Here is a 22,301-nt window from a genome sequence, read left to right on the forward strand (position 1 = left end):
GTGAGACAACCGTCAGCCTGCGGCAACGCCTCAAGGGTGTCAGACACCCATCAGCGGAGGATGTCTGCAAGCCAGGTGTCTGACACCCGTGTGAGACAGCCGTCAGCCTGCGGCAACGCCTCAAGGGTGTCAGACACCCATCAGCGGAGACGCTCCATCAACGGTCCGGCCCGGGCGGTCCGACCGAGACGCTCCCCGATTTGCACCCGCCGCCGCCCAGCAGTACTATACGTTCCATATACAAACCATATACGGATCACTCATTATGGGCATCGTCAAGATCTCCGAGCAGATGCACGAGAACCTGCGGGTCGCCAGCGGCGCGCTCAGCCGCTCCATCAATTCCCAGGCCGAACACTGGATGCGCATCGGCATGCTGTCCGAGCTCTACCCCGAGCTGCGCCACGCGGACATCTGCCAGCTGCTGATCCGCATCGATCAGGCCGAGGGTTTCACCATCGCCGCCCTGTCCCAAGGCTTGCCGCAGCCCGCCGAGCAGGAGGCCGCGTAAATGGCGAAGAAGGTTTCCATCAAGTCCGCCGCCGACATCGAAATGGCCCGCAAGGCGGGCGCCATGGCGGCGGAAGTGCTGCACATGATCGGCGAACACGTGCGCCCCGGCGTCACCACCGATGAACTGGACCGCATCTGCCACGACTACATCGTGAACGTGCTGCAGGCCATTCCGGCCAATGTCGGGTATCACGGCTTCCCCAAGACGGTGTGCGCGTCGGTCAACCATGTGATCTGCCACGGCATCCCGTCGGCCAAGGTGCTCAAGAACGGCGACATCCTGAACATCGACGTGGCCGTCATCAAGGACGGCTGGTTCGGCGACACCAGCCGCATGTACTACGTGGGCCAGCCCAGCCCGCTGGCGCGCCGCCTTGTCAATACGACCTACGAAGCCATGCGCGCGGGCATCATGGCGGTGAAACCCGGCGCGACGCTGGGCGACATCGGGCACGCGATCCAGACGGTGGCGCACCGCGAGCACTTCAGCATCGTGCGCGAATACTGCGGCCACGGCATCGGCCAGATCTACCACGACGATCCGCAGGTGCTGCACTACGGCCGCCCCGGCGAAGGGATGGTGCTGCAGCCCGGCATGATGTTCACCATCGAACCGATGATCAACGCGGGCAAGCCGGCCACCCGGCAGATGCCGGACGGCTGGACGGTCGTCACCAAGGACCGTTCGCTGTCCGCGCAATGGGAGCACATGGTGGTCGTAACCGACACTGGCTACGACGTGCTGACGTCCTGGCCGGACGGCTTTGGCGACTATCCCCCGATTCCCTGACCCCGCCGCGTCCTTGCCATGGCAAGGACCGGAGTGCAGGCCGCCAAGGGCACGATTATGATCGTGCCCTTGCCACTTCCGCGGCGCCGCCGCACCGCCCATGCCCGCCCTGTCCTCCGCCTTCCGCCGCCTGGCCTCGTCCAATCTGGCGGCGCAGTTCTCCGAACAGATCGCCCTGGCGGCCGCGCCGCTGGTCGCGGTGCTGGCCCTGGGCGCAAGCGCGGCGCAGACCGGGTATCTGCAAACCGCGCAGACGCTGCCCTTCCTGCTGCTGGCCTTGCCCGCCGGAGTGCTGGCGGACCGCATGTCGCGCCGCGCGCTGATGACGGCCGCCGAGATCGTGCGCGCGGCCAGCCTGCTTGGCCTGCTGGCGCTGCTGGGCATAGGCGGCCTGACCCTGGAATGGCTGGCGGCCCTGGGCTTTCTGGGCGCGGTCGGCACGGTCGCCTACAACGTGGCCGCCCCCGCGCTGGTGCCCAGGCTGGTCGCGCCGGCCGAACTGGCCAGCGCCAACCGCTGGCTGGAACTGGCGCGCAGCGCCGCGTTCTCCGCCGGCCCCGCCGCGGGCGGCGCGCTGGTGGGCTGGATGGGCGCATCCACGGCCTATGTGCTGGCCACCACCCTGTCGCTGCTGGCCGTCGTCCTGCTGGCCGGCCTTCCGCACGACGCGCCCAAGCCGGCGCAGCGCCGCCACGTGCTGATCGAATTGCGCGAGGGCGCCGCCTTTGTCGCCACGCATCCCCTGTTGCGCCCGGTGCTGGTGACCGCCGTGTTCTTCAACACCGCCTGGTTCGTGCTGCAGGCGATCTACGTGGCCTATGCCATTGAACGGCTGGGCCTGTCCGCCGCGGGCGTGGGCATCACGCTGGGCGTGTACGGCGGCGGCATGCTGGCGGGCGCGCTGGCCGCGCCCTGGCTGGCGCGGCGGCTGTCGTTCGGCGCGATGATTGCGGCGGGGCCGCTGTCGGCGCTGCTGGCCAGCCTCATCCTGCTGTCCACGCTGGCGTATCCGTCGGGAACCTGGGCGGGGGTCGGATTCTTCCTGTTCGGCGCGGGGCCCATCCTGTGGACCATCACCACGACCACGTTGCGCCAGGCGGTGACGCCCAATGCGCTCCTGGGCCGGGTGTCAGCCGTGATCGTGACCGCCAATTTCGGCTCCCGCCCCATCGGCGCGCTGATCGGCGCCGCGCTGGCCGCCCGGTTCGGCGTCCAGGCCTGCCTGTGGGTGTCCACCGCCGGCTTCGCCGTGCAGTTCGCGGTGCTGTTCACCTCGCCCGTGCTGCGGCTGCGCAGCCAACCGGAAGCGGCGGCTTCCTGAAGCCTGTTGCGTGCGCGCGAGGCCCGATCTGTATCTGGCGGCGCCTCGCCCGCGCCGCTAGACTGCAGCGGTCCTCACCCTGGAAGCCGACGCCGGCGGCAAGCAAGATGCTGAAAATATTGGGTAAAGCCTCATCGATCAACGTGCGCAAGGTGCTGTGGACTTGCGCCGAACTGAACCTGCCATTTGAACGCGAAGACTGGGGCGCCGGCTTTCGGCCCACCAGCGACGCCGGCTTCCTCGCGCTCAATCCCAACGCGATGGCGCCCGTGCTTCAGGACGGCGATTTCGTGCTGTGGGAATCCAACAGCATCATCCGCTATCTGGCGGCGCAATACGGCGGCCAGCGCCTGTACCCGGCCGAGCCGAAGCAGCGGGCGCGGGTGGACCAATGGATGGATTGGCAGGCGACCGACCTGAACCGGGCCTGGAGCTACGCGTTCATGGCGCTGGCGCGCAACTCGCCCGCGCATCGCGACGCGGCCGCCATCGAGGCCTCTTGCCAGGAATGGGCGCGCTTCATGCGCATCCTGGACCAGCGCCTCTGCGCCACGGAATCCTACGTGGCAGGCGCGGCCTTCACGCTAGCCGACATCCCGGTCGGCCTGTCCGTGAACCGCTGGTTCGGCACGCCCTTCGACAAGCCGACGCTGCCGGCCGTCGCCGCCTATTACGACCGGCTGGCCGGACGCGGGGGCTACCGCCAGCACGGCCGCAACGGCACGGCGTGACCGCCGCGCCCGCTTGCGGCGCCCCATGCTTGTCCTACTTCACGACGCCGCACACCAGGCGCCCGCCTCCGCCGCCCAGCGGCTGGGGCTTGTCGCTATAGTTGTCGCCGCCCACATGCACCATCAGGGCGTGCTGCTTCACGTCGGCCAGCTTCAGGTGCGGCGCCACCACGGCCTGCTTGGCGGTGCCGTCGGCGGCCACCACGATCAAGGGCAGATCGCCCTGGTGCCCGTCCGTGGCCGTCGGTCCCTTGTGGGCCTTGGTGCCCTTGGGGTCAAGGTGACCGCCCGCGGCGCCGCCCGGGGCCATCTGGCCGTTCACCATGCCGGGTTCGCACGAACCCTTTTCATGCACATGGAAGCCGTGTTCGCCCGGCGGCAGGCCTTTGAGGTCCGGAGTGATCTGCAAGCCGCCCTTGGTGTCCTTCAGGGCGATGGAGCCGGCGCTCTTGCCGACGCCGTCGGCCGTCAGGAACGACATCGAGACGGTTTCCGCCAGCGCGGCGCTGGAAGCGCCCGCCAATGCCAGAGCCGTGACAAGCATCGAGATTTTCTTCATGAAGTGCCTCCTGGGATGATGCCCGCGAACTGCGGACGTCCGGCAAGGCCTGGACTCCCCAGCCCCGCCGGCGGCGCAGATGACAATAGCATCGGCGCCGGGCGGTTCGCCAGCAATCTTCATTCCTGATACAAGCTTGCGGCGGCGCGGCCGATGCCTCGGTGTCTCCCCTGGCCCCGGTGTCTGACACCCCTGAGACGCCGCCTCATGCCAAGACCGTCGCGCGCGGGTGTCAGACACCGGGGCCAGAGGGGTGTCAGACACCGGGGCCAGGGGGTGTCAGACACCGGCACTGCTAGCCATTCACCAGCAGCACCACCGCGTGCAGCAGCACCCCGATCAGGCCGCCGACCAGCGTGCCGTTGAAGCGGATGTATTGCAGGTCGCGTCCCACGCTCAGCTCCAGCTCGTCGACCAGGTGGCGCTCGTCCCAGTTCTTGACCGTGCGCGAGATATGCTCGGTCACCCCGACCCGCAGGCGGCCGGTCAGGCGGCGGGCGCCGCCCAGCACATGGCTGTTGATGGCCTCGCGCAGGCCGGGGTCTTCGCCCAGCTTGCGGGCCAGCGCCAGCAAGGCGCTTTCCAGATGCGCGGCCAGCGCCGAGTGCTCGTCCGCCAGATCCCGCCGCAGCGCGGCATGGATGTCGTCCCACAGCCCCTGCACGTACTCCTGCACCTTGGGATGGTCGATGGCGCGCTGCTTGAGCGCTTCGACCTGTTCGGCCAGGGCCGGGTCGCTCTTCAAGCGCTCTATATAGTTCAGCACCCACGCCTCGTAGTCGCGCCGCACGGGGTGGTCCGGCTCGGACAGCACGTCGCGCAGCTCTTCGACCAGCGCGCGCGCCAGGCGGTCGGCCAGGTTGTCGGCAATGCCGTCGACCGACTTGACCACGTCCACGGCCGCGATGATGCGCGGCCATTCCTTCTTGGCGAACTTCACCAGCAGGGCCGAGGCGCGCTCCTTCACGTCCTCTTCGCCCAGGTAGCCGCCCAGCCGCTCCATGGCGGCGTCCAGCAGGTCCTGATGGCGTCCGTCGCGGGTCAGCAGGCCCAGCACTTCGCCGGCCGTGCCCGCCGCATCCCAGCGCCGCAGGTTTTTCACCACGAACTCCTGGATGACGCCGCGCACCGCCCGGTCGTCCAGCAGGTCCAGCGTCTGCAGGGCCACGCGGCGCGCGCCGTCGCTCAGCGCATGCGCCTGGCGCGGCCGCGACAGCCAGCGGCTGAGCCGCGCGGCGGGGTCGAAGACCCGCAGCTTTTCCATCAGCGCGTCGGGATCCAGGAAATGGTCGCGCACGAACACCGCCAGGCTGTCGCCGATGCGGTCCTTGTTGCTGGGAATGATGGCGGTGTGCGGAATGGGCAGGCCCATCGGGCGCCTGAACAGGGCCACCACCGCGAACCAGTCGGCCAGCGCGCCCACCGTGGCCGCCTCGCAAAAGGCCCGCACCCAGGCCCATGCGCCCTGCCCGCCCATGACATGGCTGGTGATGAAGCCGCTGACCATGGCCGCCAGCAGGGCCAGCGCGGCGATCTTCATGCGCCGCAGCTGCGTGCGGCGCGCGTCGGGCGCCAGGGTGGAGCGTGCAGCGGCGGAAGGGGCGGAACGGGACGTATCGGTCATGAAGAATCCGGCAAGGCGATGCGCCAGCATACCAACTCGCGGCAGCGCGGCCGCTGCGCGCAGGCGGGAACATCCGGGCTCAGCGCCGGCGCCGGTAATACCAGGCCAGCAAGGGCGAGGCCGTGATGCCGTGCGCCAGCACCGAACCGACGATGGCGGCCAGCAAGATCGGAGCCAGCCCGCGGGTCACGGCTTGCGGCGCCTGCTCCACCGCCAGCAGCAGGTAGTAGAACGTGCCGACCCCCCGTATGCCCAGCCAACTCGCCAGCCAGCGCTGGCGGGCGTCCAGCGTCGAGCCCGACAGGGCGAGCATGACGCTGGCCGGCCGCACCACGACAAACAGCGCCGCGGTGGCGAGCAGGGGCATCCACCCCAGCATCTCGCGCCAGTACGCCGACACCACGCAGCCGATGACCAGCATCAGCGCCAACTCCACGAAGCGTTCCAGCCCGACCGAGATCGCCATCATCGATTCCGCAAGATGGGCATGGGCCAGCTTGGGGTCCTGCGAGCTCTCCTCCTGCTCGGCGGGCGTCACGCCCTCCACCGCCGCGCGCGGACTGCGGGCGCCGCCGGTGGCGCGCAGCTCCTGCTGGCGCAGCGCCACGCCCGCGCAGAACACCGCCAGGAATCCATAGCCATGGGCAAGCAAGGTGGCGCCATAGCACAGCGCGATCAGCCCCAGCGCCAGGAACTCGTCCAGCCCCAGCGCATTGCCGTAGCGGATCCGCAGCATGGCGATCAGGCGCTCGCTCAACGTGCCCATCAGCCAGCCGATGGCGACGGCCACGGCCACGCCCCAGACCATTTCGGCCGCCAGCGTCCAGGGCTGCGCCAGCCCGGCAGGCCCCGCGTTGCACAAGGCGATCCCCAGCGCCACCAGCGGAAACGCCGCGCCGTCGTTGGCGCCGCCCTCGCCCGACAAGGCAAAGCGCAGCGGCTCGTCGTCGCCGGCTTCAAGCGGCCGCAGTTCGTTGGCCAGCACCGGATCGGTGGGCGCCAGCGCGGCGGCCAGCAGCAGCGCCGGCCCCAGGGCCAGCCCCAGGGCCACGCCGCCCACCGCCGTCATCAGCGCGACGGTCAGCAGCATGGCGGGCGCCGCCAGCCGCAGCGGCAGCCGCCATAAGGAATGGCCGCAGGCCACGCGCAGGTGCATGCCGATGGCGAACAGCGAGACGGGAAGCGCGGCCTCGGTGATCAGGCGCAGGACGTGGCCGTCGGCGTACAGGTCCAGGTTGAGCAGCCCCAGCCCCGCCGGCCCGATCAGGAAGCCGACCGCCAGGTACACCATGGCGCCCGTCATGGGCAGCGCGTCGATGAAGCGCTTGGCCAGCGCCATCAGCACGAACAGCGCGCCTATCAGCAGGAACCAGACCGCCTCGATGTTCACGTCACGCTCCCATCCGCGGCGCCGTGGCCGGCGCTACTCGCCCAGGAATTCCGACACGGCGTCCAGGCCTTCGACGTGGTCCGCCACCACCTTCGCGATGAAGGCGATGGGCACGGACAAGAGCGTTCCCCATATGCCCCACAGCCAGGTGAACAGCAGCAGCAGGATGAACACCGCGACGGCGTTCATCTTGGCGATCCGGCCCGACATCCAGGTGGTGATCACCACGCCCATCAGCAAGGCGATGCCCACCGAACTCATGGCCACCGCCAGCGCGGGGCCCAGCTCGCCGAACTGGACCAGCGCCGCCACTCCCGTGCCGATGGCGGTCATGAGCGGCCCGAAGTAGGGAATGATGTGCAGGGCGCCCGCCACGATGGCCCAGGTTGCCGCGTTTTCCAGCCCCAGCAGGCGGAAGGCGACCCAGGACAGCAGCCCCAGCACCACGTTCGTCACCAGCATCATCGCCATGTACATGTGGATGGAGCTGTTGATCTGGTCCAGCATGTGCACGCTGATCTTCTTTTGCGATAGCGTCTTGCCCGCCACCTTCACGAACTTGCGCTTGAAGGCGTTGCCCGACAGCAGCAGGAAGAAGACCAGGAAGACGCACATGGTCGCCTGCCCGATGAAGGTAGCCACGCCCTTGGATCCCCAGAGCAGGAACTCGCTCAGGCCCCCGTCCGACTTCGCCACCACGACCTGGCGCCCGGGCTGCACCCCGCCCGTGTCCTGCAGCAGGCTTGCCGCGCCCTTCAGTTTTTCGAAGAAGGACCCGTCGCCGCTGCTCAGGCCCTCCAAGGTGCGCGACAGCTTTCCGGATATCTCGGGCAGCGCGTGCACGATGCCGCCCACCTGGTCTTGCGTGACATAGGCCAGCCCCCCGATCGCGAACGCGATGCTCAGCATCAGCGCCACGGTGCCGAGCACCCGGGGCAGGCGGGCGCGTTCCAGCAGCGTTACCGCCGGATCCAGCGCGTAGGCCACCACAATGGCCATCACCACGGGAACGATGAATTCCTGCGCCAGCTTCAGGCTGAACAGCACCGCCAGCACCGTCAGGGTGGTCAGGCACGCGCCGCGCGCGCGCACGAACGGGGTGTCGGGCTCGACCGCGTCGACCAGGCCGGCGTCCTGCACGGTCACTTTTTCTTCCGGGGGCTCGGCCGCCGCGGCCGGTGCGGCTTCCGTGCGTGGCGTTGCCGCCGGTGTCGCGCTCTCCATCATGCCCCCTGCGTTCGAATTTTGAACGCAGACAGCAAGTGCCGTGCCTGGCCCTAGGCCCCGCCCACCGCCAGCAAGCCCGCCTCGCCGTCGTGGCGCCGCTTCGCCCGCTTGAGGATGAATTCGATCATCATGCCGATCGCCCGCGGATGGTGCCGGTTCGGCATGTACAGCATGTACATGGCGCGCCCGAAGATGCTCAGGCGCCACTGCGTCAGCGCGGGCAGCAGGTCGCCGCGCGCGATGTCGTCATGCACCACGTAGTCCGGCACCACCCCCACGCCCAGCCCGGCGCGGATCGCGTCGCGCAGGAAGGCGTAGTTGCGCGAAATGACGGTGGGTTCCAGCACCACATGCTGCCGGGGCTGGCCGCCGTAATAGGCGGACAGGCGCAAGGGCCGGCCGATCACCGCCGCGCTGATGACGGGCGTGCCCGCCAGGTCTTCCGGCCGCTGGGGCAGGCCCCGACTGTCGGCGTATGCCCTGGATGCGCAGGCCACGTAGCGGACCTGCCCAAGCTCGCGCGCCACCAGGTTCTGCGGCGGCTCGGACATGATGCGCACGGCGATGTCCACCTCGTCGCGCAGCAGGTCCTCGACGCTGTTCTCGAACAGCACGTCCAGCACGATGTCCGGGTAGGCCTGCTTGAATTCCAGCAGCCACGGCGTCATCACGAACTGCCCGTAGCCGCTGGGCACGCTGAGCCGGACCTTGCCCTGCGGCGTCTTGCCCAGGGTCTCGACCGATTCGCGGGCGGCCACCAGTTCATCCTGAATGCTGCGCCCGTGCTGATACAGCTTCAGTCCGATTTCCGTGGGCTCCACGTGGCGCGTCGTGCGCCGCACCAGCTGCATGCCCACCGAACGTTCAAGCTGGTTCAGGTGATAGCTGACGTTGGCGCGCGTCATTTTCAGCCGCCGCGCCGCCTCGCTCAGGTTGCCCGCGTCCAGGATTTCCACCAGCAAGGTCAGGGATTTGGTGTCCATGTCGCTCTCCTCGCCCACATTGTCAAATTTTATTATCCGGCGTGTCAATTATCGATGCCATTGTCAAGACATCTTGACTGGGAAAGAATGAAGCATAAAAGGCGGGCCGCCCTGGCCCGCCAGGCTCCGCCCGCGCGGCCGCCTTCCCGCAAACCGGTGCGCCGGTTCCGCGGCGCGGCCCGCAAGCAGGAAGCCCTATCGGAGACACTGTCCATGACAGACAGCGCAAGCACCGGCGCGGCCAGGACGCGCCGCTACGACGACATCCTGGTCGTCGCCATCGACCATCCCCCGGTCAACGCCCTGAGCGCCGCGGTGCGCGGCGACCTGGCGGCGGCCATCCAGGGCGCGCAGACCGACACGCAAGTGCGCGCGATCCTGCTGCTGGGCGCGGGCAGGAACTTCATCGCGGGCGCCGATATCCGAGAGTTCGGCAAGCCCCCGCGGGAGCCCATCCTGCCGGACGTCTGCAACCAGATCGAAGCCAGCGCAAAGCCCGTGGTGGCGGCCTTGCACGGCGCGGCGCTGGGCGGCGGGCTGGAAATCGCCCTGGCCGCGCACTATCGCGTGGCGCTGGCGGGCGCCAAGCTGGGCCTGCCCGAAGTGAACCTGGGCCTGCTGCCCGGCGCGGGCGGCACGCAGCGCGCGCCGCGCCTGATGGGCGCCGAGGCCGCGCTGGACCTGATGCTGTCGGGCAAGCACCTGTCCGCCGAGGCCGCGCTGAAGGCCGGGCTCGTCGACACGCTGGCCGCCGAGGACGACGCGCTGGACGCGGGGCTGGCCTACACCCGCCAGTTGCTGGCGCTGAACGCCGGGCCGCGCCGCACCCGCGACGCCGCCGCCGCGCTGGCCGACAAGCCGGCGGCGCTGGCCGCGGTGGACGCCGCCGCCCAACGCGTGGCCGCCACCGCGCGGGGCCTGTTTTCTCCGGCCAGGATCGTAGAGGCCGTGCGCGCCGCGATCGAACAGCCCTTTGAAGAGGGCCTGCGCACCGAACGGGCGCTGTTCCTCCAATGCCTGGACAGCCCGCAGCGGGCCGGACTGGTCCACGCCTTCTTCGCGGAACGCGAGACCGCCAAGATCCCGGAACTGAAGGAAGCGCGGGCGCGGCGGCTGGAGCGCGTCGGCGTCATCGGCGGCGGCACCATGGGCGCGGGCATCGCCGTGTCGGTGCTGGACGCGGGCCTGCCCGTCGTGATGGTGGAGCAGGACGAGGCCGCGCTCGCCCGCGGCCGCGCGCGCGTCGACCAGGTCTACGACCTGCTGGTCAAGAAAGGCAGGATCGGCGCCGACGAGCGCGCCGCCCGCCTGGCGCGCTTTACCGGCGCCACGACCTACGACGCGCTGGGCGAGGCCGATCTCATCATCGAAGCCGTGTTTGAAGACATGGCCGTCAAGCAGGCCGTCTTCGCGCAGCTGGACCGGGTGGCCAAGCCCGGCGCGGTGCTGGCCACCAACACGTCTTACCTGGACATCGACCAGATCGCCGCCGCGACGCGCGGGCCGGCCGACGTGCTGGGCCTGCACTTCTTCTCGCCCGCCAACATCATGAAGCTGCTGGAAGTGGTGGTGGGCAAGCACACCGCGCCGGACACGGTGGCCACCGGCTTCGAGCTGGCGCGGCGGCTGCGCAAGATCCCGGTGCGCGCGGGCGTGTGCGACGGATTCATCGGCAACCGCATCCTGGCCGTGCACCGCCAGGCGGCCGACATGATGATGGAAGACGGCGCATCGCCCTACGACATCGACGCGGCCGTGCGTGCCTTCGGCTACCCGATGGGCCCCTACCAGATGGCCGACCTGGCCGGCGGCGACATCGGCTGGGCCACGCGCAAGCGCCGCGCCGCCACCCGCGACCCGGCGCTGCGCTACGTGCAGATTCCCGACCGCCTGTGCGAGCGCGGCTGGTTCGGCCAGAAGACGGGCCGCGGCTTCTACCTGTATCCCGACGGCGCGCGCCAAGGCACGCCGGACCCCGACGTGCTCGCCATCATCGACGAGGAACGGCGCCGCGCCGGCGTTACGCCCCGCGCCTTCACCCAGGACGACATCCTGCGCCGCTACCTGGCCGCGATGATCAACGAAGCGGCCAATGTGCTGCACCAGGGCATTGCGCTGCGCCCGTCCGACGTGGACGTGGTGTTCCTGTCCGGCTACGGCTTTCCGCGCCATCGCGGCGGGCCGATGCACTACGCCGACAGCGTGGGCCTGGACCGCGTCCTGGCCGACATCCGCGGCTATGCCCAGGAAGACCCCGCGTTCTGGAAGCCCTCGCCGCTGCTCGTGCAGCTGGCCGAGTCCGGCCGCAATTTCGGCAGCCTCAACGCCGCCTGACCCGCACACATCCCACAGGAAGCCATCATGCGCGAAGCCGTTATCGTCTCCACCGCCCGCACCCCCATCACCAAGGCGGGCCGCGGCGAATTCAACCTGATCGCCGGCCCCACGCTGGCCGCGCACGCGGTGCGCGCCGCCGTCGAGCGCGCCGGCGTGGACCCCGCGCTGATCGAAGACGCCTTCATCGGCTGCGGCTACCCCGAAGGCGCCACCGGCCGCAACATCGGCCGCCAGGCGGTGATCCGCGCCGGCCTGCCCGTCAGCGTGGGCGGCGCCACCATCAACCGCTATTGCGCGTCCGGCCTGCAGGCCATCGCTTCGGCCGCCAGCCGCATCGTGATGGACGGCGCGCCCGCCGTGATCGCGGGCGGCGTGGAACTGGTGTCGCAGATCCGCACGCGCGACGACGGCGTAAGCGGCATGGACCCGTGGATCATGGCCAACAAGCCCGAACTCTACCTGCCCATGATCGAAACCGCCGACATCGTCGCCGCCCGCTATGGCATCAGCCGCGAGGCGCAGGACCGCTATGCCGCGCAAAGCCAGGCGCGAACCGAAGTCGCCCAGGCCGCCGGCCGCCTGCGCGAGGAAATCGTCGCCGTCACCACCACCATGTCCGTCACCGACCGCGCGACCGGCGCGGTCGCCGAACGCGAGGTGACGGTCGACCAGGACACCTGCAACCGCCCCGGCACCACCTACGAGGCGCTGGCGGGATTGGCGCCCGTGCGCGGCGAGGGCCAGTTCGTCACGGCCGGCAATGCGTCGCAGCTGTCCGACGGCGCGGCCGCCTGCGTGCTGATGGAGGCCGGCGAAGCCCAGCGCGCCGGCATCCGCCCGCTGGGCGCGTTCCGCGGCCTGGCGGTCGCCGGCTGCGAGCCCGACGAGATGGGCATCGGCCCGGTCTACGCCGTGCCCAAGCTGCTGGCGCGCCACGGCCTGAAGGTGCAGGACATCGATCTCTGGGAACTGAACGAGGCCTTTGCCTCGCAAGCGCTGTATTGCCAGGAAAAGCTCGGCATTCCCATGGACCGCCTGAACGTGGACGGCGGCTCCATCGCCCTGGGCCATCCGTTCGGCGTCACCGGCGCGCGCCTGGCCGGCCATGTGCTGATCGAAGGCCGCCGCCGCGGCGCCCGCTACGCCGTCGTCACCATGTGCATCGGCGGCGGCATGGGCGCGGCCGGCCTGTTTGAAATCTACTGAGGACCCCCATGGACCTGGAATTCACTCCCGAAGAGAACGCCTTCCGCGACGAAGTGCGCGCCTTTCTGGCCGCGCGGCTGCCGCGGCGCCTGTCCGACAAGGTCAACGAGGGCAAGCTGCTGACGCGCGCCGACATGGCCGAATGGCACGCCATCCTGAACCAGCAAGGCTGGCTGGCGAGCCACTGGCCCGAGGAGTACGGCGGCACCGGCTGGAGCGCCGCGCAGAAGTACATCTTCGAGAACGAATGCGCGCTGGCCTCTGCGCCGCGCATCGTGCCCTTCGGCCTGAGCATGCTGGGGCCGGTGCTGATCAAGTATGGCAGCCAAGCGCAGCGGCGCCATTGGCTGCCGCGCATCCTGGATGGCTCGGACTGGTGGTGCCAGGGCTATTCCGAACCGGGCGCGGGCTCGGACCTGGCGTCGGTCAAGACCACCGCGGTGCGCGACGGCGACAGCTACATCGTCAACGGGCAAAAGACCTGGACCACGCTGGGCCAGTACGCCAACATGATCTTCTGCCTGGTGCGCACCTCGCAGGAAGGCCGGCGCCAGGAAGGCATCAGCTTCCTGCTCGTCGACATGAACAGCCCCGGCGTCGAAGTGCGCCCCATCATCACGCTGGACGGCGAGCACGAAGTCAATGAAGTGTTCTTCTCGGACGTGCGCGTGCCGGCCGAAAACCTGGTGGGCGAAGAGAACCGCGGCTGGACCTGCGCCAAGTACCTGCTGACCTACGAACGCACCAACATCGCGGGCGTGGGCCAGTCCACAGCCGCGCTGGAGCGCCTGAAGACGATAGCCGCGCGCCAGAAAAAGCATGGCCGCCCGCTGGCCGAAGATCCCGACTTCGCCGCGAGGCTTGCCCGCGTGGAGATCGAGCTGGCCAACATGCGCACCACCAATCTGCGCGTGGTGGCGGCGGTGGCCGGCGGCGGCGCGCCCGGCGCGGAAAGCTCCATGCTGAAGATCCGCGGCACGCAGATCCGGCAGGAAATCACCGCGCTGAACCGCCGCGCCATGGGCCCCTACGCCCGGCCCTTCGTGCCCGAAGCGCTGCACGACGGCTACGACGCGCCGCCCGTCGGCCCCGAGGGCGCCGCGAGCGCCGCCGCGCAGTACTTCAACAACCGCAAGCTGTCGATCTTCGGCGGCTCCAATGAAATCCAGAAGAACATCATCTCGAAGATGATCCTGGGACTGTAAGGGCCGGCCATGAATTTTGAACACACCGAAGACCGGCGCATGCTGGCCGACATGCTGCGCCGTTTTGTCGCGGAGCAGTACGACTTCGCCACCCGCTCGCGCCACGCGCAATCGCCGCAAGGCTACAGCGTGGACTTCTGGCGCCGCTACGCCGAACTGGGCGCCATCGGCGCGCTGTTTTCCGAGGCCGACGGCGGCCTGGGCGGGGCGGGCTTCGATATCTCGGTCGTCTTCGAGGCGCTGGGGCGCGGCCTGGTCGTCGAACCCTTCCTGGACGCCCTGATGGTGGGCTCGGCGATCGCCGCGGCCGGCTCGCGGGCCCAGCGCGAAGCGCTGGACAGACTGATCGCGGGCGCCCTCGTTGCGGCGCTTGCCCACGCCGAACCCGAGTCCGGCTATGACTTGAACCAGGTGCGCATGCGCGCCGAACGCAATGCCGGCGGCTGGGTGCTGAACGGCGCCAAGGCGGTCGTGAGCGCGGGCGAGCACGCGGACCTGTTCCTGGTGTCGGCGCGCACGGCGGGCGCGGAGGACGACGAGGCAGGCATCAGCCTCTTCCTCGTCAGCGCCGGCACCCCCGGGCTGACGGCGCGCGGCTACGGCCTGATCGACGGCGGCCGCGCGGCGGAACTCGCGTTCGACAAGGTGCAGCTGGGTCCCGACGCCCTGCTGGGCGAGGCGGGCGCCGGCCATGCGCTGCTGGAGCGCGCGACCGGCCGCGGCATCCTGGCCCTGTGCTCGGAAGCCGTGGGCGCCATGGACTGCGCGCGCGACGCCACGCTGGAATACCTGCGCACCCGCCGCCAGTTCGGCGCGCCGATCGGCAGCTTCCAGGCGCTGCAGCACCGCATGGCCGACGTGCTGCTGGAAATCGAGCAGGCGCGTTCCGCCGTCATCAACGCCGCCGCCGCGCTGGACCACCCCGACCGCGCCGCGCGCGAACGCGCGCTGTCCGCGGCCAAATACACCATCGGCCGCATCGGCACCCTGGTGGCCGAAGAGAGCATCCAGCTGCACGGCGGCATCGGCATGACCTGGGAACTGCCGCTGGCGCACTACGCCAAGCGCCTGGTCATGATCGACCACCAACTGGGCGACGAAGACCACCACCTGCGCCGCTACATCGCGCTGGGGCAGGCATGAACGGAGGAACACGGACATGATCCAGTCCCATGCCGCCCCGCCCCTGTCGCGCCCCTTCGCGGCGCCGTTTCCCGTGCGCACCGCGCAGGACGTGCAGCGCCTGCAGGCCCGGCCGCTGGCCGAGACGCTGACGGTGCAAAGCACCTACGAGATCTTCCGCAACTCCGCGGCCGCCTTCGGCGACAAGACCGCGCTGACCTTCCTGCGCAGCGCGGATCCCGACGACGAGGCGGTGCGCTGGAGCTACCGCGACCTGCTGGCCGGCATCCACCAGACCGCCAACCTGCTTCACGGCCTGGGCATCCGCGAAGGCGACGCCGTGGGCGTGCTGCTGCCCGGCTGCCTGGAGTACCACCTGGCGCTGTGGGGCGGCGAGGCGGCCGGCATCGTCCAGCCGCTGAACCCGCTGCTGACCGAAGACAAGCTCGCCTCCCTGATGGCCGCGGCGCGCGCCAAGGTGCTGATCGCCTATGGCTCGGACGTGGAATGCGGCGCCTGGTCCAAGGCCCTGCGCCTGCTGGACCGCGTGCCCACCTTGCACACCCTGCTGCGCGTGGCGCCGCTGGACGAGCCCCTGGCCCAGCGCCCCGCGCTGCCCGGCTGCGCGCTGGACTTCAACGCCAGCCGCGCCGCCCAGCCGTCGGACCGCCTCGTCAGCGAACGCGTCATCCGCGCCGGCGACGTGGCCGCGTATTTCCACACCGGCGGCACCACCGGCGCGCCCAAGCTCGCCATCCATACCCACGCCAACCAGGTGTTCTCGGCCTGGGCGGCGGTGCAATTGCAGAACGCCGGCCCGGACGACGTGGTCATCAACGGCTATCCGCTGTTCCATGTGGCGGGCGTGCTGCCGGCCTCGCTGGCGGCGCTGTCGGCCGGCGTGGAAACCGTCATCCCCACCACCCTGCTGCTGCGCAACCGCGACGTGCTGCGCAATTACTGGCGCCTGGTGGAAAAGCACCGCGCCACCTCGCTGCAAGGCGTGCCCACCATTCTTGCGGCGCTGGCCGACGTACCGCTGGCGGGCGCGGACATCTCGTCGCTGCGCTATTGCCGCACCGGCGCGGCGCCCCTGCCCGCAGAGCTGGCGTCGCGCTTCAAGCGCCTGTTCGGGCTGCATGTGAACGAAAGCCTGGGCATGACGGAAATGGCCGGCATCACGTCGATCTCGCCGCCCGGCTGCGAGTTTCCCGTGAACTGCGTGGGCTTCCCGCTGCCCTACGTGCAGGTGCGCATCGTGAGCCTGGACATGCCCGCCGGCCAGCCCGCGCGCGACCTACCCGCCGGCACGCCGGGCATGGCGCTGTTCAAGGCGCCCAACGTGATCCCCGGCTTCCTGGACGCGGAGGACACCGCGCGCGCCTTCACCGAAGACGGCTGGCTGATCAGCGGCGACGTGGGCTTCATGGACGGCGAGGGGCGGCTGCACCTGCAGGGCCGCGCCAAGGACCTGATCATCCGCGGCGGCCACAACATCGACCCCAAGACCATCGAGGACGCGCTCGCCACCCATCCGGCCGTGCAGCTCTGCGCCGCCGTCGGCGCGCCGGACGCCTACGCCGGCGAGCTGCCCATCGCCTTCGTCACGCTGGCCGACGGCGCCCAGGCCAGCGAGGCCGACCTCGTCGCCTACGCCGCCGAACACGTGGACGAAGGGCCGGCGCGGCCCAAGCGCGTCATCGTCCTGGAGCACATGCCCATGACGAACGTGGGCAAGATCTACAAACCCGATTTGCGCCGCCTGGCGACCGCCGTGTCGGTCCAGGCCGTGGTGGCGCGCACCCTGCATGAGGCCGGCCTTGCGCAAGACGATCCCGTCTTCCGCGTGCTGGCCGATGCGCAACCGGACGTCGCCGTAGAAGCCGGCGCCGGCGCGCCCGCGCAGCTGTTGGCCCAACTGCGCGAAGCGCTGTCCCGGCTGCCCGTCAAGGTCGTCTTGCGCGACTGACCCGCAGCCACATAACACCACACCAGGAGACAACCCTATGGTCCGACTGCCCCTGCGCCGCGCCTGCCTGAGCGCCCTGCTGCTCACGCTGGCCGGCGCCGTCTTGCCCTTGTCCGCCGGCGCGCAAAGCGCTTTCCCCACCAAGCCCATCACCCTGATCGTGCCCTTCCCGGCCGGCGGCTCCACCGACCGCCATCTGCGCATCGTGGCGCAGGACGCCTCGAAATACCTGGGCCAGCCTGTCATCGTCGAAAACCGTCCGGGCGCGGGCGGCACGCTGGGCACCGCCACCATGGCCAAGACCGCCAAGCCGGACGGCTACACGATCAGCCTGTACACCCTGGCGATGCTGCGCATGCCGTACATGCAGAAAAGCAGCTGGGACCCGATCAACGACTTCAGCTTCATCCTGGGCCTGTCCGGCTACACCTTCGGCTTCACCGTGCGCTCGGACTCGCCGTACAAGACCTTCAACGAATACATCGAAGCCGCGCGCCAGGCGCCGGGCAAGATCGACTACGGCTCCACCGGCATCGGCTCCTCGCCGCACCTGCTGATCGAGGAAATCGCCATCAACGCCAAGGTCAAGCTCAATCACGTGCCGTTCAAGGGCAACGCCGACATGCAGCAGGCGCTCCTGGGCGGCCACGTCATGGCGCAAAGCGACGCCACCGGCTGGGACCAGTTCGTGGACTCCGGCAAGATGCGCCTGCTCGTCACCTTCGGCGATAAGCGCACCACCCGCTGGCCTGAGGTGCCCACCGCGCAGGAGCTGGGCTACAAGGTCGTGTCCACCTCCCCCTACGGCCTGGCCGGCCCCAAGGGCATGGACCCCGCCGTGGTCAAGACGCTGCACGACGCCTTCAAGAAGGCGCTCTTCGACCCGGCCAGCATGGAGGTCATGAAGCAGCTCAACCAGGAGCCCGCCTACCGCAACAGCGAGGACTACAAGGCGTGGGCGCAGGCCACCTACGTCAAGGAAAAGGGGCTGATCGAATATCTGGGGCTGATGGCGAAGTAGCCGCGCCCGGGCGCGGGGAAGAACCGGCAGGAAGGCGCAGGCATTTTGGGCAGACAAAATTTGTATGCAAAAAATGTCTGCCTTTCCTGTTCGACTTTTTGATAGACTGGCTGCCCGATGGTTTTCCCCCCGGCAGCCCGCTGCCGCGCCCCATGATCCAGGAAGTTCAGACTGACCCCAGCGCCGGCGACATCGCCAAGGAAGTGGCCGCCGCCATCGTGGCGCACAAGCTTCCGCCCGGCACGCGGCTACGCGAAGAGGCGCTGGCGCGCGTCTACAAGGTCAGCCGCACCAAGATCCGCGCGGCCCTGCTGATGCTGTCCAAGGACAAGCTGATCAACATCGTTCCCGACAAGGGGGCTTTCGTCAGCAAGCCGGACGCGAACGAGGCCCGCGAGGTCTACACCGTGCGCCGCATCCTGGAAGCCGCGCTCGCCCGGGAATTCGTCGCGCGCGCCAAGGCCGCGGACTATCGCCGCATCGACGCCCACCTGGCCGAAGAGCGGCGCGCGCTGCAAAGCGGGGACGTCCAGGCGCGCAACCGCCTGCTGGGCGATTTCCACATCCTGCTGGCCGAGACCGTGGGCAATTCCGTGCTGACGGGCATGCTGCGCGAGCTGTCCGCGCGCAGCGCGGTGATCACCGTGCTGTACCAAAGCTCGCATGACGCCAGTTGCTCGTCGCAGGAACACCATGCCTTCATCGAGGCGGCCCGCGCCGGCGACACCGAACGCGCCTGCGCGCTGATGGACGAGCACCTCGAACATGTCCAGACCGCGCTGAACTTCACCGACGACAAGCACGGCGCCGGCGATCTCGTCACCGCGCTGCTGAGCTGAAGGCGGGCGCCGCCCTGGTGCCTTGTCCTATTAATTCGCCCGCATAGCCTGACGAGTTTTTCCAGGATGGAATCCGCCGAAGCAGTCCAGACAAAGGACTTGCAAAACGCGCGGGCGCCTCGCGCGGACTATCCCTTTCCGACAGAAGATAAGCGATAACGCATCCACGCCTTCGAGTTTGGATTCGTGATCTGATTCATATGTGCGCATTCCGGGCACCAGTGGCCCGCCCGGATGCTCGCCAGCGGGGCGTGCCAAGTATGGCCGCGATGACACAGCCAAGGCAGTTTTTTCTCGTTGTTCCGGTATTGGGTCGTCAGGCATTGGCCACCGCGCTCAGCGGCAGCCAGGCGCGCCGCGTCCAGGCCCAAGCGCTTATTCTCGTATGCGCATGCCGCGCACCAGTTCCCCCGTAGGAGACGCGCACCCGTGGTCTCCCATACATGACCTTCGCGGCAACGGAAGCGGTAGAACGCCGTACCACCGGCGTACGCGGAGTTCAGGCATTCGCCTCCTTGCCGGGCAGCGATGGCCTGCAAGCGTTCCAGGCCATCGGCGCGACGATAGTCGTTCACCTTACGTTCGACGGCACAGGTCGGGCACCACGTGCGCCGTAGCACCTCGCTACCCTTTGCTTGCCAGGTATGACCACGCGCACAACGAAAAGGATAAGCATGGGCGGCTCCCTCGAACCGCTCCGCAAGGCAGGCGCCGCCCCTCTCGGTGGCCATTTTTCGAAGGCGTTGCAGCCCATCGGCCAGCCTACGACGCAAGCCTCGCTCGCGCGCGCAGCGTGCGCAACCGGGAAATTCGAGTGCTTTCCTTCCTTTGCGTTCCCAATGATGTCCATGTGCACACTGGAACCGGTGCTTGGCCATGCCGCCTAGCCACTGCGATTCCAGGCAAATCACGCCGGCCTCGCGCGCCAGGACGTGCAGCCGCCAGGTTTGCGCATCCTGCATGCAAGTCGGGCAGCGCACCCCCGACCTCACCGCGCCTTGCCCTTGCCTGGAGAACACGTGGCCCTGCGGGCATCGAAAACGATAGGCAGCCTGCGCGCCCCTCCACGTTTCGTCAAGACAGGTATAGCCCAGTGGCTCAATCTTCGCCCGCAACTCGGCGCCGTGGTCAAGAATGGAACGCTTCGACGCATGATGGTGCTTTTCACACATGGCTCAGATGAACTCCCTCCCAGCTCCCGTAAGCCTCAAAGGTCCGCTCAGCCATTTACCGCTCCGCGAGAAACGCTTGATATGAGGCTGGCTCCGCACGCTGTTTTCATGGCGTCCAGCGCCATGGGAATGCCGTCGACGCGGTGACGATCGCTGCCACGGTCCGTGGCGTCGCCCACTCGAGTGATTTCTTTCATGCCAGCCTATGCGCTCTTGAAGAGTTCGCAAAGCCAAGGGGTTACTTCATCTTTGGATCGAACAGGTCCACGCCCGGTCCGCTGGCGATAAAGTCATCGAGCGCGTTCTTGTCCCGGGCCACCTGCTCCGGGTCGATGTAGCGGGCGGGCGTGACGGCCGATTGCTTGGGCTGTTCGAGGCTGGCCAAGAACCGCGGATCGGGCCAGTCGCTGCTGGAGGTTTGCGGCATCAGCTTCACCCCGAACGAGTTGAACCGCGGCTTATTGCCCGGTGTGGGCGAGCTCACGGTAATCAGCGTGGCTTGATCGCCGCGGCGCAGCGGCGCCACCACACTGGCATCCGCGTTGAGATAGCTCGCCATCGTCGCCAAGGCGATGCCGACAAAGGGCGAGGCCGCGCCGGTGTCGCCCAGGCGCTGGGTGAGGTTGTAGCTTTGGTTCGACGCCAGCAGGTCAACGGAACTACCCGCTGCCTGCAAGGACGGCGCCCATTCGGCCAAGACGGTATTGTCCGGCTTGCCGTTGTCGTAGAACACCCGGGCAGGTTGTGTGGGCAGGCCTTGCGTCGCTTGGCGCCACGCGGCGGACTGGGCCGCGGTCAGCGCATCATTCTTCAAGCGCTTGCCCGCGGAGTCTTGCAGCGACACCGTGACAGGGCGATGGAGTCTGGCGAGCACGGGAAGGGCATCCCATTGTTCGAAGGCACGCGCCGTCCACGGCTGGGGGAGGAATGGCGATGGCGTGAAAGGCACCTTGGGAGTACGTGCCCAGCCGGTGAATTCGGGATTAATGGGGTTCTTGTTGGGTTTGGTGTATCGCGCATATTCGCGCAGCCAGTTCACGCGCTCGGGACGACCGACGACCATGGCTACCATGGCGTCGGTGAGTTCGCCGGGCTGACGGGGGCCGGTGCCGACACCGATGGGCTTATTGCCTTTAGTGGTAAGTGCGAGAGCCATATTGAAGCCATCAATGCTGTAGACCAATACGGCAGGCAAATCGGGGTTCTTCTCAAACAACTGAAAGAGATTTTCCATCACGCCTTCTGGCGTGTCATTGCAGACTATTCCGTCTTCTAATTGACGAATATGGTGCCAATGCAACCCGGCAGGACCCCGAAGGCGGTTAACCATGGTCGATAGCATTCGATCAATCCTATCTGCGGGTATGCGTAAATTCGGAGCATGAGGATTCCATCCACGCACTACCATCACTGTGGGAATAGGCCATTTCTCAAGGAAATTGCGCAAACCCAACTCCAAAGCGTCGGCTTTTCGCTTGTCGTAAGCCATATCCTTCGCATCAGCAGTAACCGGATACTTTTTTGGATCTGTTGGCAAAATACTCGTTGCATGCAGCGCATTGGACTGGACGGCATCCTGCGTTTGCAACGCATCCCATACTTGTCCCTGACGATATACATCCACAATCAAACCCGCGCTTACTACATCCAGGAAATCCAGACGGGGAGAGGTTGTAGGAGCTCTGTAACGAGCGTCAATTGACATGGTCGAGGCCTCCTTGGCCAACGCATCAGAGGTGAAGGGTGTGATTGCACTGGAGAGGCAACTATTTGGCGTCAACTCATTCGCCGACGTTGCGAAGCCAGGTAAAGAGACCAACGCGAGGCCAAAGGTCAGCGAGGAAGATCTAAAGTAGTGAATCACGGGGACTCCCAAGAATTTGGCAATGCACTTACTCGACGTTCGGATCGAGTTTGGCTGACGATCAACGAGGGCCTAATGGCGTCCATCACCTTCTGCGGGAGTACACCGCCACCAGGGGTCGTGGCATTCCCTTCGCAATCATATTGTGGCAACTCGCTGCTGCGATAGACCGAGGTAGCATGAATGAGGGCTTTATTGGGCTGTTCTTCGTCATCGTAAAAAGCCAACGTACCCTCGCTGGGAAGATATGCCTCAGCGTCAACCTGACTACGCCCTGGATTATCTTCACTCTCCCAATCCAACCTCCAATCCGCCACCCGGCACAAGTATGCGTAGAACTCAACGTCATCAACGCACCCGCCCGCCCCGACCGCCACGTCATAAGCCAGCACGCGCTGGCTATGCAGCGGATTAGCCGGAATCCCCGA

The 22,301-nt window shown here is 68.0% G+C and carries 19 protein-coding genes; 11 read left to right on the forward strand and 8 right to left on the reverse strand.

Going from position 1 to position 22,301, the window contains the following annotated elements:
• Window positions 1–265 precede the first annotated feature (265 nt).
• The 4 genes from ACFWP0_RS06000 (at window position 266) to ACFWP0_RS06015 (ending at window position 3,355) form a co-directional block, all read left to right on the forward strand.
• Window positions 266–511, forward strand: coding sequence for a ParD-like family protein (locus tag ACFWP0_RS06000; protein ID WP_377840429.1), 246 nt, complete (start codon window positions 266–268; stop codon window positions 509–511).
• Window positions 512–1,303 (forward strand): type I methionyl aminopeptidase, encoded by a 792-nt coding sequence (gene map, locus ACFWP0_RS06005; protein ID WP_377840431.1) that lies wholly within the window; start codon window positions 512–514, stop codon window positions 1,301–1,303. It abuts the gene before it with no gap.
• Between the two features lie 100 nt (window positions 1,304–1,403).
• The gene (locus tag ACFWP0_RS06010) at window positions 1,404–2,624 is read left to right on the forward strand and encodes an MFS transporter (RefSeq protein ID WP_377840433.1); all 1,221 of its coding nucleotides are present in this window, start codon (window positions 1,404–1,406) and stop codon (window positions 2,622–2,624) included.
• 107 nt (window positions 2,625–2,731) lie between these two features.
• The gene (locus ACFWP0_RS06015) at window positions 2,732–3,355 is read left to right on the forward strand and encodes a glutathione S-transferase family protein (protein ID WP_377840434.1); all 624 of its coding nucleotides are present in this window, start codon (window positions 2,732–2,734) and stop codon (window positions 3,353–3,355) included.
• Window positions 3,356–3,389: 34 nt separating this feature from the next.
• Here the strand turns inward: ACFWP0_RS06015 and sodC are convergent, their stop codons facing one another.
• The 5 genes from sodC to ACFWP0_RS06040 all read right to left on the reverse strand — a co-directional run bounded on the left by sodC (window position 3,390) and on the right by ACFWP0_RS06040 (window position 9,138).
• Window positions 3,390–3,914: a superoxide dismutase [Cu-Zn] SodC gene (sodC, locus tag ACFWP0_RS06020; RefSeq protein WP_377840436.1), complete on the reverse strand. Its 525-nt coding sequence runs from the start codon at window positions 3,912–3,914 to the stop codon at window positions 3,390–3,392.
• 295 nt (window positions 3,915–4,209) lie between these two features.
• Entirely contained in the window at window positions 4,210–5,538 is a 1,329-nt protein-coding gene (locus tag ACFWP0_RS06025) for a DUF445 domain-containing protein (RefSeq protein ID WP_377840437.1), read from the reverse strand.
• Window positions 5,539–5,617: 79 nt separating this feature from the next.
• Window positions 5,618–6,928: a cation:proton antiporter gene (locus tag ACFWP0_RS06030; protein WP_377840438.1), complete on the reverse strand. Its 1,311-nt coding sequence runs from the start codon at window positions 6,926–6,928 to the stop codon at window positions 5,618–5,620.
• A gap of 33 nt (window positions 6,929–6,961) precedes the next feature.
• Window positions 6,962–8,074, reverse strand: a complete 1,113-nt coding sequence (locus ACFWP0_RS06035; RefSeq protein WP_377840440.1) for an AI-2E family transporter — start codon at window positions 8,072–8,074, stop codon at window positions 6,962–6,964.
• A 131-nt stretch (window positions 8,075–8,205) separates the two neighbouring features.
• Entirely contained in the window at window positions 8,206–9,138 is a 933-nt protein-coding gene (locus ACFWP0_RS06040) for a LysR family transcriptional regulator (RefSeq protein WP_377840441.1), read from the reverse strand.
• A gap of 213 nt (window positions 9,139–9,351) precedes the next feature.
• On the opposite strand from ACFWP0_RS06040, the gene ACFWP0_RS06045 reads away from it, so the two are divergent.
• From ACFWP0_RS06045 to ACFWP0_RS06075, 7 genes are all read left to right on the forward strand, one after another.
• Window positions 9,352–11,472 carry a 3-hydroxyacyl-CoA dehydrogenase NAD-binding domain-containing protein gene (locus tag ACFWP0_RS06045; RefSeq protein WP_377840443.1) on the forward strand — a complete coding sequence of 707 codons (2,121 nt, stop codon included), beginning with the start codon at window positions 9,352–9,354 and terminating at the stop codon, window positions 11,470–11,472.
• Between the two features lie 27 nt (window positions 11,473–11,499).
• A complete protein-coding gene (locus ACFWP0_RS06050) occupies window positions 11,500–12,681 on the forward strand; it encodes an acetyl-CoA C-acyltransferase (protein ID WP_377840445.1) in 1,182 nt (393 codons plus the stop codon).
• 8 nt (window positions 12,682–12,689) lie between these two features.
• On the forward strand, window positions 12,690–13,886 hold the full coding sequence (locus ACFWP0_RS06055; RefSeq protein ID WP_377840446.1) for an acyl-CoA dehydrogenase family protein: 1,197 nt from the start codon (window positions 12,690–12,692) through the stop codon (window positions 13,884–13,886).
• Between the two features lie 9 nt (window positions 13,887–13,895).
• Window positions 13,896–15,029, forward strand: coding sequence for an acyl-CoA dehydrogenase family protein (locus tag ACFWP0_RS06060; RefSeq protein ID WP_377840448.1), 1,134 nt, complete (start codon window positions 13,896–13,898; stop codon window positions 15,027–15,029).
• Between the two features lie 16 nt (window positions 15,030–15,045).
• The gene (locus ACFWP0_RS06065) at window positions 15,046–16,977 is read left to right on the forward strand and encodes an acyl-CoA synthetase (protein WP_377840449.1); all 1,932 of its coding nucleotides are present in this window, start codon (window positions 15,046–15,048) and stop codon (window positions 16,975–16,977) included.
• Window positions 16,978–17,014: 37 nt separating this feature from the next.
• Window positions 17,015–17,998 carry a tripartite tricarboxylate transporter substrate binding protein gene (locus ACFWP0_RS06070; protein ID WP_377840451.1) on the forward strand — a complete coding sequence of 328 codons (984 nt, stop codon included), beginning with the start codon at window positions 17,015–17,017 and terminating at the stop codon, window positions 17,996–17,998.
• A 152-nt stretch (window positions 17,999–18,150) separates the two neighbouring features.
• Window positions 18,151–18,837 (forward strand): GntR family transcriptional regulator, encoded by a 687-nt coding sequence (locus ACFWP0_RS06075; protein ID WP_377840452.1) that lies wholly within the window; start codon window positions 18,151–18,153, stop codon window positions 18,835–18,837.
• Window positions 18,838–18,965: 128 nt separating this feature from the next.
• Here ACFWP0_RS06075 and ACFWP0_RS06080 read toward each other — a convergent pair whose 3' ends face one another.
• The 3 genes from ACFWP0_RS06080 to ACFWP0_RS06090 all read right to left on the reverse strand — a co-directional run.
• Window positions 18,966–20,009, reverse strand: coding sequence for a hypothetical protein (locus ACFWP0_RS06080; RefSeq protein ID WP_377840454.1), 1,044 nt, complete (start codon window positions 20,007–20,009; stop codon window positions 18,966–18,968).
• A 238-nt stretch (window positions 20,010–20,247) separates the two neighbouring features.
• Window positions 20,248–21,873, reverse strand: a complete 1,626-nt coding sequence (locus ACFWP0_RS06085; RefSeq protein WP_377840455.1) for a DUF2875 family protein — start codon at window positions 21,871–21,873, stop codon at window positions 20,248–20,250.
• Window positions 21,870–22,301, reverse strand: a 432-nt coding sequence (locus tag ACFWP0_RS06090) for a DUF3274 domain-containing protein (protein ID WP_377840457.1), incomplete at its 5' end; no start/stop codon positions are given. The genes ACFWP0_RS06085 and ACFWP0_RS06090, both read right to left, overlap by 4 nt.

It is taken from the genome of Achromobacter sp. NPDC058515 (assembly GCF_042721735.1).
Lineage (GTDB): Bacteria > Pseudomonadota > Gammaproteobacteria > Burkholderiales > Burkholderiaceae_B > Achromobacter.